Below are 17,619 nucleotides of genomic sequence, written 5' to 3' on the forward strand. Positions count from 1 at the left end.
AGCTGGTTTTTGGCTTAGATTACGGCGGTTTCTGTCTGATGTTTTGGACGGAGGCCGCTTCGTTTTAAAGACTTGACCTTTCTTGCTTTTACCGTCTGGATTTTGTTACAATATAGTTCTAAGCCACTCATTTGCAGTTATTTAGTGAACGGGCTGGAGCTTCTTTTCACGGAATAGATTACATTAGGAACAAGGAGTGGTATTCATGGGTAAGAAGGCAGACGGGAAAGTGCTCGCCCAGAACAAAAAAGCTTCCCATGACTATTTTATCGAGGACACCTACGAGGCGGGCATGGTGTTAACGGGGACGGAAATTAAGTCTTTGCGCAATGGTCGCTCTAATATCAGTGACGCGTTTGCTACCATTCGTAATGCTGAAATTCACATCCACAACATGCATATTAGTCCTTTTGAACAAGGAAATCGTAACAATCCGACCGATCCGACGCGTACGCGTAAGTTGCTGCTGCACAAAGAGCAGATTCGTAAGCTTATTGGTCTGTCCAAACAGGAAGGCTACACGATTGTGCCGTTAAAGATTTATGTTCGCAATGGCTATGCCAAGTTGTTGCTTGGACTCGGTAGAGGTAAAAAGCAGTACGACAAACGAGATGCTGCGGCCAAACGTGATGCACAGCGTGATATCCAACGTGTTTTGCGTGAGAAGCAGAAAATTGCGAGATAACCTAGCGTAGCTTGAGTCGGAAAACAAAGTGAAGCCAGCGTGTTATTAGGCTGGAGCTAGTTTTTTAGGAACTTCTTCGTTGTTACTTGAATTATTAGGCATGGTACAAATTACGTAAATAAGCTACTTGTTCCTGTAATGGTGCAATTTTATAGAGCTTAAATGGCTTCATTCCGTTTCGTTATGAAGTGTAATATGGTATACTAATGAAGTAGTAAGTTTTCATGTTTTTGTACTTCTGAGTTTGTTCGATTGTTGGATCTCAGGATTCAGCTTCCGATATAGTATCATGCATGCTTATGCTCCGGTATTTCCGGATTTATCCGTGGAGCCCTTTTATAATAAGGGGGCGTTTATGGATTCGACGGGGATAGTTCGAGCATGGGTAGCGGGTAGTGGGGACGCGTCCGCTTCATCAACGCTAAAGCCTATTAAACGGCAAACAACAAAACAACTACGCTTTCGCAGCCTAAGAAACTGTGTGCGTGCTTCTACCCAGCATCGTCCATGTGACTGGGATAGGGGCTAACAAATAGTGGAATACGCTGTCTCATCTCCGCCTGCGGTGAGCTGAAGAAGACAATCAGGCTGACCCGAAGGGAATCCGGTGACAGGGAGTTCCTAGGGTGACATCAAAACTGTCACTACACCCGTAGAAGCTTATGTGTCGTTATCTTCGGACAGGGGTTCGACTCCCCTCGCCTCCATCTAAAAAACCCGCTCACTGAGCGGGTTTTTGCTTTTTATTGAGTTAAAATATAGACCAAATGTAGACATAAAATTATTAAGGGCCAAATTGTACTAGACTTGTAGACATCATGTCTACAAACCTGGATTATAAATTTTATGCACTGGATACAAATCATTGGTATGGACCTTTCAATTGTACAAGCTGAATTCTAAGGAGAATAGAGCAGATAGAAGGATGTTTGGCAAGCAGGATGACATGGAATTTGCTCCATTTCTATAGAAAAATAGCGACGGTACCGACATTGGCGTAGAATGACGCTTTCGTCGGTACCGTCGTTTTTTTAGGTCCAAAGGGAGTGATTATTTGTCCTTAAAAAGGAAAGGAACATTTGGTGTGTGCTCTACATGATATTTTCTTTCTTGGCTAAGACGGATTTAGTTTGATCGGTAGTTAGTTCCTATTCATCCTTTTTTCCATATTAATTTCAGAAATACACATTGAAAATAACGCATGGGATGGTTCTTTCTGTAAACAAAATCTCTATTCTGGCCGATACATACATAAGATGGGCTATTGTTAAATATCCCCTCTCACTTTCGTATTTTGAAGTAAACTCTCATCTTTTGAAGTAGAAGGGACTACCTCTATGAACTATATGGACGAGCATATCCTAAGTCTCAAAAATAAGCTTAACCACGATGTAGCATCTAATAACGAAAATATGAACCTATCTCAACCTGCTGTATCCGATCAGGATAACTCTGTTACTGAACAAAACAGGGTGCTGCGGATGGGTGATGAACTGATCCCGTTGGAATGGGAAACGATTTTGGATGGACAAATGGCGGTTAGCATCCCCAAATTTTTTAGCCTGATGCCACTGGAGCAAGCCCGATTTAAATATCCTTCGGAACAGCGTCCGCAGATCATTTATACCTCTTTGGACGGCACGGTGAACATCACCTTTAATCCGACTGAATCGGCTTTGGAGGTGGACGAGCTTCCCGAGTTTGTAGAACAAATGGCGGATGTATTGCGGTCTGTACAACCCGTTCGTAACTGGATCGGTACGGAAATGATTGTGAATCGTTCCGGGTTGTCCATCGGGCTGGTCCGTTTTGTGGCAGCAGGTGTGGATATGAATTTGTACAATGAAATACTGCTGTTTATCCGTAAAGGACAGGTGACGATGGGCACATTTAACTGTATGGAATCAGACATGGAAGCGTGGTTGCCTGTGGCAGAAAATACAGTGCAATCGCTCCATGTTGTTCCGTTTCCTTCGAATTCCACATTTGAGAAAGGGGTGGCTTTCCTATGAGCCTCGGTTACGATCAAATTCAAATCTATCCATACGTCATGGTCGATCTGGAGCAGCTTACCCTCACGAAGAAAATCAACGAGCATACCCGGCTCTATTTTACAGGAATCATCCCTGAGGATATGCAGGACAGCTATGTGGAAACGACGGAAAAGAACACCGTCATCGAGGTGAGCCAGCGGGATGAAACGGGCGAAAGCAAGCCGCTGTTCAGCGGGATTGCCCTGTCGGTCGAAGTGAAGGTCGTGCGGGATGTGTACTATCTGGAGGTGGAGGCGATTTCCCATACCTACCGGATGGATATCCAGCAGCGTACCCGTTCTTTTCAATATACGAAAATGACCATTCCTCAGATGCTGGAACAGATCGGCAAGGACTACGAAGGGCTGGATGTGATTGATGGAGCGACAGGTGGAGAGCCAATCGGAAGGTTGGCCATCCAGTACCAGGAGACGGACTGGGCGTTCTTGAGACGTATGGCCTCCCGGTATCATACGAGCCTGATGCCTGTGGCTCGTTTTGACAGTCCAAAATTTTATTTTGGCATTGAGGATAGTCCCGCACAGGTGGTGCTGGATCATACCCGTTATACCGTGCGCAAGCAGATGCTGCCTTTCCGTTATTTTCAGGAAAATGAGCAGGCGAAGGTGACAGAAAATGACTTTATTTTCTATGAGGTAGAAACGGACGAGGTACTGGATTTGGGAGCTCAGATGACCTTTCAGGGACACAGCTTGTATGTAGTGGAAGCCTATACCGAAATGAGGCAGGGGCTGCTGCGTCATCAATATGTGCTTGCCTCGTACAAAGGATTACGGCAAAAAAGCTACTATCAGGAAAAGCTGGCGGGAGCCTCGTTAAGCGGTGTGGTCGTGGACGTGCGTCAGGATCAGGTGCGCATCCATCTGGATTGCGATGAGAAGCAGGATGTAGATAAGGCGCATTGGTTCAACTATTCGACGGTGTATAGTGCTGGAGGTCATACAGGCTGGTACGTCATGCCGGAAAAAGGAGACCCCGTATCGCTGTATTTTCCGGGCAGTCGTGAAGAAGATGGGATTGCGGGGAGTGCGATTAGGCGTGCAGGCAGAGGAAGCGGACACAACAAGTTCTCCAATCCGCAGATGAAAATATGGCGAACGCCTCATGGCAAGGAGATTCGTTTGGGTCCGGATGAGCTGGTCGTGACGGGCAAGGACGGCGCTATTTTTATCAAGCTGGACGACAAGGAAGGTATTCATATCGTAAGCAGCAAGCAGGTAAATATCTCGGCGGGTGGCAATCTGAGCCTGTCGGCAGGGAAAACGATGAGTCTGTCCGCAGGCAGTGAGCTGCGTATGGATTGCAACGGCAGTCATATTCAATTGAGCGGATCAGCGGACATGAAGGGCAGTGAAGTGAAGTCGAATTAGGTTGTAGTGCGGCGGCTGAATGGCGGCAACATGATGATATGACATATGAAGAGTTTTAGGTGGTGGATGAAAGCAGATGGAGAAGCCCATAGATGAGCTGGACACGCAGCAACAACAAGCCATCTTGAAACAGGCGTGGTTTCTGATCCGTAGAGACTGGGCACTGAAGTTCAAGGCGACGCAAGAACAACGGATTCAAGCCTGTGTCGAGGCCTTCCAAGGGTATTGTTGGAAGGTTCGGCAGGAGCAGCTTCAAGGAAGAAAAGGAAAGATCGGTTATATCACGTACTCCATGCTGCGTACCACATGGTTGGAGGAGCAGCCAACTTATCTTGTGGAGGCTTCAGATGCTTTATGGATGCTTGATCCTGAACCGATCCGATTCGAATATGATGCAGAGTGGACGTTCTCTTACTGGAGCGATTTGCAGCGGCAATTGCGAACGGAGGTAGAAAAGCAGCAGGTTTCTCTATCGGAGCTAGAATGGGAGCAGATCATGCTGGAGGCAGCGGTACATATTCATGCGCTAGTGGTGAATATGATGCGTTTGGCGATGAAACAGGCGGTGCGTTTACCTGAATTTCAGGAGTTGGAGCGGGAAGAAACATTTGAGATTCGTGTTGGAGAGTACCTGGATCAGAGTGTGTCTGTGTATAAAGAAGACCGCAGACGGAGGGATGCGAACGTAATCAAGTCGTGGCTGGAGGAAGAAGAAGAACAAGCCTACAGCTATCAGGCATTGGAGGGCATTCAGCTATCGGACGGCGATTATAGCCAGTTGGATTTTCGGTATACGGCCTTTCGTCAGGTCGAGATGGGACACAGTCGCTTGCATGGTTGCGTTTTGGTCGGAACGATCTGGCAGGAAAGCCAGCTCCAAGGCACAGACTTCACCTATAGCTTGCTTCACGGAGCCGATTTTAGCGGATGTTCCATGAGAGGGGCAATGTTGGATGCTGTTATGGGCAACGCCGGATACGGCTCGGATGCTTCTTTAGATTGGGAGCCATTGGGGTTTGCTGGGGTAGATTTCACAGGGACGAGCTTGCAAGGAGCTCATTTTCAAGATGCACAGCTGCGAGGAGCTGTATTTCAAGATGCCCTGCTGCAAAGAGCGTCCTTGAATGGAGCAGATCTAACGGATGCCTATTTTGCGGGAGCGGATGTGTCAGGTGCTTCCTTTGAGGGAGCTTGTTTGATCCGGGCCGATTTTACAGGTGCAAATGTGCAAGGGGTCATTTTTACCGATGAACAGCGAAGGGAGGCCATTGGGTTGGAATGTTTATCCCCTGAGGTATCCCATTCGTGGGAAGAGCCTTCTACATTTTCACAGGCGGGGGATGGCGTTAGGAAAAGGGGGTGGTTGCATTGAGATATTTTCGACTGATGGTAGACGAGCGGGTAAAACATCGGGTGGAGCCTGCTGCGCTGTCTCCCCTGCAAGTAGAAGACATCTTGACAGATGCCCCGATGAAGGGACCGCAGGATGAACCTCTTTTTTTAGATGTACATACTGATCAACGAACGATATACCCCGATTTTTTGGAATTTCCTCTGCCGCTGATGTCGGATCGTCTGAAAGCATTATTGGAGAAATATATGCCGGGACTGGAATGGAAAGCGGCCATCCTTACCGATTTCCAGCAGGCCAGACAGGACGTGTACTGGATGCTTCGTCCGCCGATAGTGGATTGCGTGTCCGCACAAACGGAGTGGTATCCCAATGATACGTTGAAGCATTTGGTGCTCAAAAAGGGGGATATCCCATCGCCTGTTTTTCGGATTGCGGGACTGATCGAACCCCATATCTATATCCATCTGTCGGTGGCAGAAAGTCTGCTGCGTCGATCTTTTACAGGCATTCGAGTACAACGAATCGAGATGGAGCACTAAGGAGGATGGAGCAAGGTGGAAGAAGCCCAAGTGAAACCGGGAACCGGTGCGAAAAAGAGCTATGTCGTGGCAGGAGCAATTTTAAGCTGTAGTTATGGCACGCAGCCTACCCGTTTGAAACGGCCTTTTAGCCATGGGGTCTACGTGAAAAACAAGGCACAAATGAACATTGGAGATTATGTACCGGGTGTGAACATCAAGTCCTTTGGGAACTGCTCCAGTCCATTAAACCCGGCTGTGCAAGCCAGCGAAATGGTGGACATCTATGGTGTGAAGAAAGCCCCGTGTGTTCCTGTCCTGACCATGCCGTGGCTGAACGGAAAAAGCGACATGAGGATTGAGGGCCAACCTGCCTTGACACAGAACTGTACCCATCAGTGCCTGTATTGTGGTCATATCCGAATTGAAAATGACGGGCAGGAGCTGGATTAAAGGTCCGCTTCATGATCTGTTTCATGAAAGCTATATTTCGGACACCACCTCGCGGCTTTATGCTGTCGGAAAGTGGATGAGCAGGGACAGTCGCTAAGACGATTGTTTCACGGTTTGGTTACACGCATGTCCGTATACTGCATACGGGGAGTATATACCTTTGAACTGGAGGCGGCTTCGCATTCGTATCAGATGGATATCAAGCTGAAAAAGCGGTCCTATCAGGATATTCACCGTACCTATGATGATCTGGTCACAACGATGGTACGCAAGTACATGCACGGCGATGCGATTGGTACAGTCACGAACTATGCTAAACTGGACACTTTTGTTTTACAACATGAGGAGAGACGAGAAGTGGATTACGGAAAACGGAGGGCAATCCTTGCTGGAGCGTCTAGGAGCTTGGGAGCAACTCAAAGTTGTGCCTGTCAGTGATCCCTTGATGTTGGCGGTCAGTCCTTCCATCGGATTTGACAGCAAGAACCACCTACATTTTATCATGGAGAATAAGACAACATTCCAAGGGCTGATGCCCGAACTGCCGAAGCTATCCTTCTCCTCATTGATTTTTGGCTACGGCCGAAAAATTGTAGGAAATCTGGGGATGCTCCGTTTACAGTACCCTGTTCAAGGCGCGGAGCAAGAACTTTATTATTTTGGTGATCTCGACTTGGAGGGCATTACCGTGAAGTCTTCGGCATGTCGTCTTAAACTTTTGATCTTTTATCGCCATGAAAAATACACTGGTTAATGTCAAATTTTATATATAGGGATATTCATCAAATTAATTTAAAGTAAAAATAATACAGGAAATATTTTGTATCACATGCTATAATTTAGAATATTGAAAGGAAGGGAATATTGACGAATTAGTTCGAAATTATTGATAGACTCTGTATTCGAATGTAAGTCTCATTCGTTTAACTCATGCATTGTGATTTTTTTCTCATTATAAAATTTGTATAAATGTTTCATTGATTTGTATTACTTTGTTGCGCGTACAGAATGGACGAATGCATTTTTGGGTTTGCCACGCACCATTAATATGATTACACGGGGGAGGTGAATTGAGAAACTTGACGGCTTTTTGATAACGGTTTAATGATGTATGCAACAAATCAAACTTGGGAGGATTGGAAATGAAAAAGAGGATTACAAATGTAATGGGTATTGTTGTATTGTTTTCTCTTGCAATATCTTTAATAACAGGAGGATTGCAAAATACTACAATTTATGCTGCCGGTCTTTCGATCATCGACGATGGAGGCTGGAATGAAACTGCGTATGTAGAATGGTCACCTGAAAGCAATGCGGAGGGGTATAATGTATATGTTAAACCTGTAAGTGCGCCAGATTCTTACTACCAACAAATTGATAGTGAATTAATTCGAAAATACCCTTCCTATTGGAGAGCTGATGCCGTAGGTCTTGCAACTGGAGATTATGTAATGAAAGTTGAAGCCAGGCTACCAGGGGGTTCAACGGTAAGCGCTGTTTCAAATAAGCTATCCGTAGCGTCATATGATAGATCTGGATTTGCTTTCTCATCAAAATCGCTATATGGTACAGGCTCGGGTGCTTATAATGAAGACGGAACACTTAAGAATGGTGCCCAAGTTCTTTATGTAACATCCAAGACTGCACAAACAGTGACCCTCGATGTGAAAATCAATAGCTCAGGTCGTGTTCAAACAGGTGTTGGTCTAGGCGAGATTTTGGCATTAAGACAAAAAGGCTATGATACAACACCACTTGCAATCAGATTTATTGGGAAAGTTACAGAAGATGATATGAGAGGACAACTTAATAGCAGTGGATATCTTCAAGTAAAAGGCAAAAAAAATTATTCGGAAATGAATATGACGGTTGAAGGTATCGGAGACGATGCTTATGCTTACGGATGGGGAATACTTCTTAGATATGCTGGAAATGTGGAAGTGAGAAACCTGGGTGTGATGTTGTTCCCTGATGACGGTATTTCAATGGATACAGGAAATGCAAATGTTTGGGTGCATAATAATGATGTATTCTATGGATCTGCAGGAGGAGATGCCGACCAAGCAAAGGGAGATGGTTCCACAGACGTTAAAAATGGATCGACGTATATTACAATCTCTTATAATCACTACTGGGATTCAGGAAAATCGGCTCTGGTCGGCTTAAGTGAATCGTCAGAATTCTTTGTCACCTTCCACCATAACTGGTTTGATCATTCAGACTCCCGTCATCCACGTATAAGAGTGGCATCTGTTCATATATATAATAACTTCTTTGATGGAGTCTCAAAATATGGTGTCGGTGCTACAATGGGAGCTTCAGCCTTTGTAGAATCTAATTATTTTAGACATGCTAAATATCCAATGCTGAGTTCTTTGCAAGGTACGGATGCTTTAGGGGAAGGTACATTTTCGGGAGAAAACGGAGGTGTGATTAAGGCCTACAACAATAGTATAGTTGATGCTGCCAGTCTGATTTATGCAAACTCCAATAACGGGACAGCTCTGGCAAATGAAAACTCTTTTGATGCGTATTTAGCTTCGTCGAGAAATGAAACCGTACCAAGCTCATACAAAGCATTAAAAGGAGGAACAGCTTATAACAACTTTGATACAAGCGTCGATATTGGAGTAAACGGTGCTGACATTGATAACGTAAGCGATGTTGAACAAATTGTTACTGCAAAAGCTGGACGCCTGAATAACGGAGACTTTACATGGAAATTTGATAATTCCGTTGATGACACGTCGTATGCACTCAATTCAGCTCTAATGGCTAAAATAAAAAGCTACACAACTCAACTTGTATCTGTAGGGGGTAATTCAATCTCACCGGAACCAACACCGGGGCCAACGCCAGAACCAACACCAGGGCCAACGCCGGAACCAACACCGGAGCCGACACCAGAACCAACCCCAGAACCAACACCGACTCCTGTTCCGGTACCAACACCCGGAGAACAAGTTCATAACTTTACCATAGCTGGAACTAACAACGACTTCTTTGATATTAAAGGGGATCTTTCGGCAAACAAGGGAACTGTGGAGTATAATGGTGTGACTCTAACTCAATGCTTAAAAATCGAGAACTCAACCAGTATTGGGTTTACTACTACGGAAGCTTCAACATTAACATTAGTGTTTAATTCAGCAGACGGAACAAAAATCAAGGTTGATGGAACCGATTATCCAATGACTGATGGTATTGTCAGCGTATCACTTGCTCCTGGCGCACATACCATTACAAAAGATAATCCTACAAATCTTTATTACATGGAATTGGAATAGATTATCTGATGAGTTTTGGCTTGTTATGATAAAAAAAGATGTACTGCGGGACTACCCCCCATTGATGAGACAGGGATCAAAACACACTCAAGTTTAAGTGACCAGTTGCCGGAATTGAACCGGCGACTGGTTTATTTAGTTTTGTTTGAATGTGAATTGATCTGCACACGTTTATGATGGATTCTGTGCCTTGACTTGCTCTAAGTCTGATGAATGCTCAGGTCCTTTTCCGTAGCTGTATTGTTTACTAACAGGCTGCTCTATCGCATCTTGAACGAACATATAAAAGCCCGACCGTGTGAGGTGGTGCTTTTGTCTATGCGATTGTATAACTCTATTTTGCATGCTCATCTGGCTGATGAATACCAAAAATATTCCCTTCTGTGTCCATGTAATACCCTTGCCATGCCATTCCAGGCAGTGCATGCTTGGGCAGTGCAAGTTTGCCTCCAAGATTAAGAATTTTTGCTTCAGTAGAATCGTAATCTTCCACTCCCATAGTACATGCATAACCATTCATAGCCTGGCCGGGTTGGGGGGAAGCACCTTGACGTTGCATCAAGGCTCCGTTGATTCCGGGTTCATTTGCATCGCCTGTCACAGCTCCAAAATAAGGCGTTCCAGCATAATCACTCCAATCCTCAAATGTCCATCCAAATACCTCGCCATAAAACTTCTTAGCACGTTTCATGTCATCTACATGAATTTCGAAATGAACTAGTCGGCCCATGATTTCCTCCTATGTTTTGACTTCCTACATTTTTCTATTATTATACTTTCCTATTTCGCTAAATATATAAAATTCAATTGAAAATTTTTCGTGACTCAGGTGAGATGAAAAGTGTGACTACTTGTAGCTTAAAGATGACTTCTACGTTTTCCATGTAGACGATCACCTTTTCTACATAGCTGTCGATGAACTTCTTGATCTCAGGAAGGTTGCGGCTGGGGATGTGGCCCTGAAAGCCAGAAAGCAGTTGTCGCAGAGCATCCTCTGTGATGGCTGGCTTTTCTTTTTCTCTGTAAGCAGCCCAAGGGATGATCTTCTATTCTTTTGAATAAGTATTGACACGAATAAAAAAATGTTATATCTTTATATCAAGATAAATAAATTAAAGATATAACTGATCAAAACAATTAAATATGGAGGTATAGATATGATTACAATTTTAAAAAGAATTAATCAGCTTGCAAAAAAAGAAAAAGAAGTCGGGTTAACTGAAATTGAAAAAATTGAACAAACTGATCTTCGCAAAGAATACCTTCAAATATTTCGGGGTTCTATAAAAAGCATTCTCCTGAATGCTACTATTTATGATCCGCATGGAGACGATATTACTCCTGAAAAACTAAAAAAAGAACAGGCTCAAATAGTGCAGCAATGAACTTAATTTTATCCAATATCTTTAATTAAATAATCTTAAAATAAATATTATATGGAGAGTGATTTTTATGTTGGCAAGTGGATTGTTACTGGTACGTTTGGTGGTTGGATTGTTGTTGGTCGGGCACGGAGCTCAGAAACTTTTTGGATGGTTTGGAGGCTATGGTCCAAAAGGTACTGGCGGTTGGATGGAATCGGTCGGAATTAAACCGGGAGTATTCATGGCCGTGTCCGCTGGGTTGATGGAATTGCTGGGAGGAGTCCTATTTGCTTTGGGACTACTCACTCCATTGGCTGCATTGTTCATTACGCTGACTATGCTTGGGGCGATTTTCAAAGTACATGGCCAAAACGGAATTTGGGCAACAGCTAATGGCTATGAATACCCGTTGGTTCTGATTGCAGTCGTAATCGGTATCGCATTGACAGGGGCAGGCTCATATTCCATCGATGCAATACTTAAATAAAAGACTATGAACCTTTAGAACACAACATCCCCTGTTCGTCATGTGTATCTTTAACTACTCAGACGAACAGGGGTTAACTTTTTGTTGTATGGTTATTTTGTCGAAGTTTTTTTTCGTGCGTCTCCATTCGTTTCTTTCTCAGTGAAAAAGTAAAGCAAAGCTAGCAACGGCAGCGCGACCCCAATGAGAGCACTGAAATTCCAACCTCCTTGCGCATAAGACCAACCGCCTAACGATGATCCAATGGCACCGCCTACGAAAAAAATAGACATGAAGAGTCCGTTCAGACGCCCCCTCGCTTCACTTCCCAAGGAGTAAATCACACGCTGCCCAAGTACAAGATTTCCCGATACGGCCATATCCAGTGTAATCGCTGAGACAAAGAGCAGTACAAGAGCAACTGTCGAATGGTTTTGAAAAAGATAGATTAGCAAAAAAGACAAGGCGGCAATGATCATGGCTAGCCCGGTTAAGAATTTGCTCCAGCCTTTATCAGCCAATCTTCCGGCTATCGGAGCTGCTACTGCACCGCCCACGCCTACTAAAGCAAACAATGCAATACCTTGCTGGGACATTCCGAAATCATCCGCTAATCGTAGAGGAACGACAGTCCAAAATAGGCTGAAGGCTCCAAATAGACAGGCTTGATATAGGGCACGGCGGCGCAATACAGGTGTTTGTTTTAAAAGAGTGCCCAGAGAGAAAATTAATTTACCGTAAGATACTGTAGGCGCAGGCTTGCGTTCAGGAAGAGCTCGCGAGAGCAGAACCGTCAACAGCGTCACAACAATTGCTGACAAAATAAATACGGCCTGCCATCCCCAGATGCTGGTTATAAAGCTTGCCACTGGTCGTGCGAACATAATGCCTAGCAACAGTCCACTCATTACATTCCCGACAACGCGGCCGCGCTGCTCTTCAGATGCCAAGTACGTGGCATATGGCACCAGGATTTGGGCTACCACCGATCCAATTCCAATGAACAGAGATGCGGTCAGGAACAACGGGGCATTGGGGGCGAATGCGGCTGCGAGCAATGCACCGACTGTAATCACTAACGATACGACCATGAGGCGTCGATTTTCAATAATGTCACTGAGCGGTACGATAAACAGCAATCCCACAACATAACCGACTTGAGTTAAAGTGACAATGAAGCCCGCTGCTGTGGAAGAAAGGCCCATAGCAACATGGATAGGCCCTACAAGGGTCTGAGCATAATAAAGATTGGCGACGATAAGGCCGCATGCGGCCGCCAACAGAAACATCATCCAATTTGAAATACGGTTACTTTCTATGGCTTGTTGTTCTCTTTGCATGATAATCCTCCTCGTAATTGTTTAGGGAAAAATAAATACTGAACGTATAGTTCATTAATTCGATAATCAAATAATATACTGAACGTTTGGTTTTGTAAATAGGTAAATTCGTTTTATTTTCACTTGATATTTGATATACTGAACGTACAGTTTTTTTGTATTTACTTACATCTAAGAGGAAGGGGGGTTCCAGTGCAGAGTAAACGAGGACGTCCGCGTAATGTCGAGACGCAAAAGTCTATCCTTACCGCTTCCTATGATCTACTGTTGGAGCATGGCTTTGGAGCGGTTACGGTGGAAAAAATTGCTGAACGAGCCAAAGTTAGCAAAGCGACCATTTATAAATGGTGGCCTAACAAGGCTGCCGTGGTGATGGATGGTTTTCTGTCAGCTTCCATAGCAAGATTGCCCGTACCCGACACGGGTTCTGTATTAGATGATATTCTCATTCATGCTACGAATTTAGTTCGGTTCTTGACAAGTCGGGAGGGTAAAATCATTACGGAGTTAATAGGTGAAGGGCAGCTTGATTCAGGATTATCGGAGGCATACCGGACGCGGTATTTCCATCCTCGGCGGCTCGAGGCCAGGCTTCTTATGGAGCGGGGGATTGAGCGTGGGGAATTGAAGAAAAATCTCGATATTGAATTAAGCACAGATCTCATTTATGGACCGATTTTTTATCGATTGTTGGTAACTGGTGATCCATTAGACGATTCCTATGTGCAGCAATTAGTAATGAATGCGTTCGAAGGAATTCGCTTGGACTGAATCAAGACTAGAGAAACAAAGAGGATATTCTAATCAAGTGCCCTTCTAAATGTTTCAGGTAGAAAAGTGACGGTACCGACTTTGGCGCAGGGTGACGCTTTCGTCGGTGTCGTCGCTCTTTGGGGTTGAAAGGGGATGACTATCTGCCCTTAAAGAGAGAAAGGATCATACTCTGCATGAACATGATGCATTGCAGTGGTATGATGTATGTGCAATCATGGTATTATGCATAGAGATGTATAGTAAAAGCAAGCTATCAGATGAAGGCTCACTCTACATACGTAAACAAACATGAGATGGAAAGAACAAGTTATGGTAAACTATATGAAGTTATAGAAGACCTGGAAGAGGAGTACGATATGACACAATTTGTCTATAAGCAAATTATTGACGATCTTAAGATGAAAATCTTTGCTGGTAAGTTTGCAGATATGAGATTACCAGATGAACGTAGTCTTAGCGAGACGTACCAGGTGAGTCGTAGTTCCATTAAACGTGCTCTGACTAAAATGGAGAATGTAGGAATTATTTTCAAGAAGCGCGGTTCTGGGACATTTATTAATCCATTATACATAAGGAATGAATCTATCTTTAACTACGAAGGCTCTAATCTAGGGGTCACTGATAATTTTCAAATGCATGGTAAAAAGCCTAAAATCAAAGTATTGAGTTTTGAGGTCATTCCACCAACAGAAGAATTACAACGCGATTTATTCTTGGAGACTCATGATTTTGTTTACAAAATTGTTCGCTTACGTTTGTTTGATGATGATCCTTTTATGATTGAAACGGGCTATATCCCTATTAAAATTGTCCAAAATTTAAATCAGACGATTATCGAGGGGTCGATTTTTAATTATTTGGAAGACTCGCGGAACCTGGCCGTCACTAAATCTTTTTTATCCATTTTTGCAGAGCCGTCCCAAGCAGACGATCAAGAACTACTGCATTTGAAGGAAAATGAGCCCGTAGGCATCATGGAAGGTGTTTTCTTTTTAGATAATGGCACGCCATTTGAATTTTCTCATATGCGATTCCATTACAAATATTTGAAATTCAACACCTTCGTATCGGTTCATTAACGATGAGACTGGAAAAATTTCCAGTCTTTTTTTATGCTTTTGAAAAAAAAATCTGATCATACTATGGATAGATTGTAATAAAAAAACGTGGTTAAAATTTCCATTTATTTTAATGTAAGAGCTTTTTTACTGTCTTTTTAATTATATTTCATACTATGTTCAAAATTTCACAAAATTGGACCGTATCATTTGTTGAAAAGGTTGAATTTAATCGACGCAGCGTTATGATGTACATGTCGATGAAATTTCCGGAATAAATTACAAACAAAATTGTTTAGGGAGTGGACATCATGTCATTATCACCTGTAATAGTAGATTACTCATCTAAAGCATATTTGGAAAAACTTGATGCATATTGGCGTGCAACGAACTACATTTCGGTAGGCCAACTTTATTTAAAAGATAATCCTTTGTTAAAAGAACCATTAAAAGATTCGGACGTAAAGATTAAGCCTATTGGACACTGGGGCACCATTCCTGGCCAAAACTTTATTTATGCACATCTAAATCGTGTTATTAATAAATATGATTTGAGCATGCTTTACATTGAAGGCCCTGGTCACGGCGGCCAGGTTATGGTTTCAAATTCATATCTCGATGGAAGCTACACTGAAATCTATCCGCAAATTACACAAGATATCCCGGGTATGAAGAAATTATTCAAACAATTCTCGTTCCCTGGCGGTATTGCTTCACATGCCGCTCCTGAAACACCTGGATCTATCCATGAGGGTGGAGAATTAGGTTACTCCCTTTCTCATGGGGTGGGTGCCATTTTAGATCATCCCGATTTGATTTCGGCTGTTGTTATTGGTGATGGCGAAGCTGAAACTGGCCCATTAGCCGCTTCGTGGTTCTCTAACAGATTTATCAACCCCATTACTGACGGTGCAGTGCTGCCAATCTTACACTTGAATGGCTTCAAGATTAGTAACCCAACGATTATGTCTCGTCAATCGAAAGAAGAATTGACCTCATATTTCAAAGGCTTGGGTTGGGAACCATTTTTTGTTGAAGGTGAGCATCCTGATCAAATGCATCCAGAAATGGCAAAAGTATTGGATACCGTAATCGAAAAAATTGAAGCTATTCAAAAGAATGCGCGTGAAAACAATGACCTTACTCGCCCAGCATGGCCGATGCTTGTCTTCCGTACACCTAAGGGCTGGACGGGTCCAAAAGAATGGGATAACGTACCTAATGAAAATTCATTCCGTGCCCATCAAGTTCCAATTCCTGTTGACCAAAAAAATATGCAGCACGCACCTGCTTTATTAGAATGGCTGAATAGCTATAGACCAGAGGAATTGTTCGACGAAAATGGCCGTTTAAAACCTGAGATTGCCGAAATTCTACCTACAGGCGATAAACGAATGGGGATGAACCCTGTTACGAATGCGGGTAACCTTATTAAAGACTTGCATTTACCAGATTTCCGTAACTATACACTGGATAACTCTGTTCCTGGTAAAGTCATTGCACAGGATATGTCGGTTTTAGGGAAATACGTTAAAGATGTGGTTCTTTTAAATGAAGAAAATCGTAATTTCAGAATCTTCGGACCTGATGAAACGATGTCTAACCGCTTAGCTCCTGTTTTTGAAGTAACCAAACGCCAATGGATGGACCAAATTATTGAACCTAATGACGAATTTTTGTCTTCTTATGGTCGTGTTATTGATTCCCAATTATCCGAACATCAAGCAGAGGGCTTGCTGGAAGGTTATGTGTTGACTGGTCGTCATGGTTTCTTTGCAAGTTATGAAGCCTTCCTGCGTGTGGTTGATTCAATGATTACTCAACACTTCAAGTGGTTACGTAAAGCAACGGATCAAGGATGGCGTGCAGATATCCCATCATTGAATGTCGTAGCAACTTCAACGGTGTTCCAACAGGATCATAATGGGTATACACACCAAGATCCAGGTTTGTTAGGTCATTTGGCTGATAAAAAACCGGAATTTATCCGGGAGTATCTGCCAGCTGATGCCAATTCATTGTTGGCTGTTTTTGACACCATTTTAAACGACCGTCAAAAGATTAATTTGATCGTTTCGTCTAAACACCCACGTCCACAATGGTTTACTGCTGATGAAGCGAAAGAATTGGTGGATAAAGGGTTGAAGATCATTGACTGGGCAAGTACAGATCAAGGTGGAGAACCTGATCTTGTCATTGCTTCTGCCGGTACAGAACCAACGATTGAAAGCTTAGCTGCGATCTCCATTTTGCATGAGAAATTGCCTGAGCTGAAGATTCGATTTATCAACGTGGTAGATTTATTGAGATTGAGAAGTCAAAAAATAGATCCTCGTGGATTATCTGACGCAGAGTTTGATCATTATTTCACAAAGGAAAAGCCAGTTGTTTTCGCTTTCCATGGCTATGAAGGTCTAATCAAAGATCTGTTCTTTGATCGTCACAATCATAACTTGTATGTGCATGGTTACCGTGAAAATGGTGATATTACGACCCCATTTGATATGCGTGTATTGAATCAAATGGACCGTTTTGACTTAGTGAAGGAAGCTGTTCTAAACTTACCTGACGCCGGGAAGTACACAAGCATTGTGGCTGAAATGGATGCTATGGTTAAGAAACATAATCAATACATTCGTGAAGAAGGCATCGACTTACCAGAAGTAGAAAACTGGGTATGGAAAAGCTTGAAATAAAAAATAAAGTCCACTTCAACATTATACAGGACAAGCAAGTGTGAAGTGGAATATATGATTAGTTACTGCGGTGCAAGTGCCTGCCCCCCGTGTCTTAAAGTATGATTTCCACGGGGATCAGGTACTTTTTTTGATTTGGTTAGCTGTACTTTTGCCTATGCAGCGGCGAGGTGTTATCTTATATGAAAATAGTAAAGGAG

15 protein-coding genes, 1 other RNA gene and 1 pseudogene are annotated in these 17,619 nt (G+C 43.4%); 15 read left to right on the top strand and 2 right to left on the bottom strand.

From position 1 onward, the window contains the following. The first annotated feature begins 205 nt into the window (after positions 1 to 205). From smpB to ABIA61_RS21595, 10 genes and pseudogenes are all read left to right on the top strand, one after another. Positions 206 to 685: an SsrA-binding protein SmpB gene (gene smpB, locus ABIA61_RS21550; RefSeq protein WP_134911630.1), complete on the top strand. Its 480-nt coding sequence runs from the start codon at positions 206 to 208 to the stop codon at positions 683 to 685. A 345-nt stretch (positions 686 to 1,030) separates the two neighbouring features. Beyond that, positions 1,031 to 1,395: a transfer-messenger RNA gene (ssrA, locus tag ABIA61_RS21555) on the top strand. A 627-nt stretch (positions 1,396 to 2,022) separates the two neighbouring features. After that, positions 2,023 to 2,697 (top strand): hypothetical protein, encoded by a 675-nt coding sequence (locus ABIA61_RS21560; protein WP_404520873.1) that lies wholly within the window; start codon positions 2,023 to 2,025, stop codon positions 2,695 to 2,697. Continuing rightward, positions 2,694 to 4,109 carry a phage baseplate assembly protein V gene (locus tag ABIA61_RS21565; protein WP_283654149.1) on the top strand — a complete coding sequence of 472 codons (1,416 nt, stop codon included), beginning with the start codon at positions 2,694 to 2,696 and terminating at the stop codon, positions 4,107 to 4,109. The genes ABIA61_RS21560 and ABIA61_RS21565 overlap by 4 nt, the downstream gene beginning before the upstream one ends. 76 nt (positions 4,110 to 4,185) lie before the next feature. Continuing rightward, positions 4,186 to 5,481 carry a pentapeptide repeat-containing protein gene (locus tag ABIA61_RS21570; RefSeq protein ID WP_404581235.1) on the top strand — a complete coding sequence of 432 codons (1,296 nt, stop codon included), beginning with the start codon at positions 4,186 to 4,188 and terminating at the stop codon, positions 5,479 to 5,481. Positions 5,482 to 5,495: 14 nt separating this feature from the next. Continuing rightward, complete coding sequence (locus tag ABIA61_RS21575; protein ID WP_404520910.1) at positions 5,496 to 6,002, top strand: hypothetical protein; 507 nt, start codon at positions 5,496 to 5,498, stop codon at positions 6,000 to 6,002. Positions 6,003 to 6,017: 15 nt separating this feature from the next. After that, entirely contained in the window at positions 6,018 to 6,434 is a 417-nt protein-coding gene (locus ABIA61_RS21580; RefSeq protein WP_404520875.1) for a DUF4280 domain-containing protein, read from the top strand. A 66-nt stretch (positions 6,435 to 6,500) separates the two neighbouring features. Then, positions 6,501 to 6,782, top strand: a pseudogene (locus ABIA61_RS21585) (adhesin); the annotation flags it as partial. A 37-nt stretch (positions 6,783 to 6,819) separates the two neighbouring features. Then, positions 6,820 to 7,188 carry a Wadjet anti-phage system protein JetD domain-containing protein gene (locus ABIA61_RS21590; protein ID WP_283654151.1) on the top strand — a complete coding sequence of 123 codons (369 nt, stop codon included), beginning with the start codon at positions 6,820 to 6,822 and terminating at the stop codon, positions 7,186 to 7,188. Between the two features lie 388 nt (positions 7,189 to 7,576). Continuing rightward, the gene (locus ABIA61_RS21595; protein WP_404520876.1) at positions 7,577 to 9,721 is read left to right on the top strand and encodes a pectate lyase family protein; all 2,145 of its coding nucleotides are present in this window, start codon (positions 7,577 to 7,579) and stop codon (positions 9,719 to 9,721) included. 334 nt (positions 9,722 to 10,055) lie between these two features. Here ABIA61_RS21595 and ABIA61_RS21600 read toward each other — a convergent pair whose 3' ends face one another. After that, complete coding sequence (locus tag ABIA61_RS21600) at positions 10,056 to 10,451, bottom strand: VOC family protein (RefSeq protein ID WP_192512728.1); 396 nt, start codon at positions 10,449 to 10,451, stop codon at positions 10,056 to 10,058. 427 nt (positions 10,452 to 10,878) lie between these two features. On the opposite strand from ABIA61_RS21600, the gene ABIA61_RS21605 reads away from it, so the two are divergent. Together ABIA61_RS21605 and ABIA61_RS21610 are read left to right on the top strand one after the other, a co-directional pair. Then, a complete protein-coding gene (locus ABIA61_RS21605; protein ID WP_134911621.1) occupies positions 10,879 to 11,106 on the top strand; it encodes a DUF896 domain-containing protein in 228 nt (75 codons plus the stop codon). A 67-nt stretch (positions 11,107 to 11,173) separates the two neighbouring features. Continuing rightward, on the top strand, positions 11,174 to 11,572 hold the full coding sequence (locus ABIA61_RS21610; protein ID WP_404520877.1) for a DoxX family protein: 399 nt from the start codon (positions 11,174 to 11,176) through the stop codon (positions 11,570 to 11,572). Between the two features lie 92 nt (positions 11,573 to 11,664). On the opposite strand, the gene ABIA61_RS21615 is transcribed toward ABIA61_RS21610, so the two are convergent. Next, a complete protein-coding gene (locus ABIA61_RS21615) occupies positions 11,665 to 12,891 on the bottom strand; it encodes an MFS transporter (RefSeq protein ID WP_283654154.1) in 1,227 nt (408 codons plus the stop codon). Between the two features lie 192 nt (positions 12,892 to 13,083). Here ABIA61_RS21615 and ABIA61_RS21620 point away from each other — a divergent pair, with 192 nt between their 5' ends. The 3 genes from ABIA61_RS21620 (at position 13,084) to ABIA61_RS21630 (ending at position 17,419) form a co-directional block, all read left to right on the top strand. Beyond that, entirely contained in the window at positions 13,084 to 13,662 is a 579-nt protein-coding gene (locus ABIA61_RS21620; RefSeq protein ID WP_404581236.1) for a TetR/AcrR family transcriptional regulator, read from the top strand. A gap of 359 nt (positions 13,663 to 14,021) precedes the next feature. After that, positions 14,022 to 14,744, top strand: coding sequence for a GntR family transcriptional regulator (locus tag ABIA61_RS21625; RefSeq protein ID WP_044645014.1), 723 nt, complete (start codon positions 14,022 to 14,024; stop codon positions 14,742 to 14,744). Between the two features lie 290 nt (positions 14,745 to 15,034). After that, on the top strand, positions 15,035 to 17,419 hold the full coding sequence (locus tag ABIA61_RS21630) for a phosphoketolase family protein (protein WP_404581237.1): 2,385 nt from the start codon (positions 15,035 to 15,037) through the stop codon (positions 17,417 to 17,419). Positions 17,420 to 17,619 lie beyond the last annotated feature (200 nt).

The organism is Paenibacillus sp. RC21, from assembly GCF_044907935.1.
In the GTDB taxonomy this organism is placed as follows: Bacteria; Bacillota; Bacilli; order Paenibacillales; family Paenibacillaceae; genus Paenibacillus; species Paenibacillus terrae_A.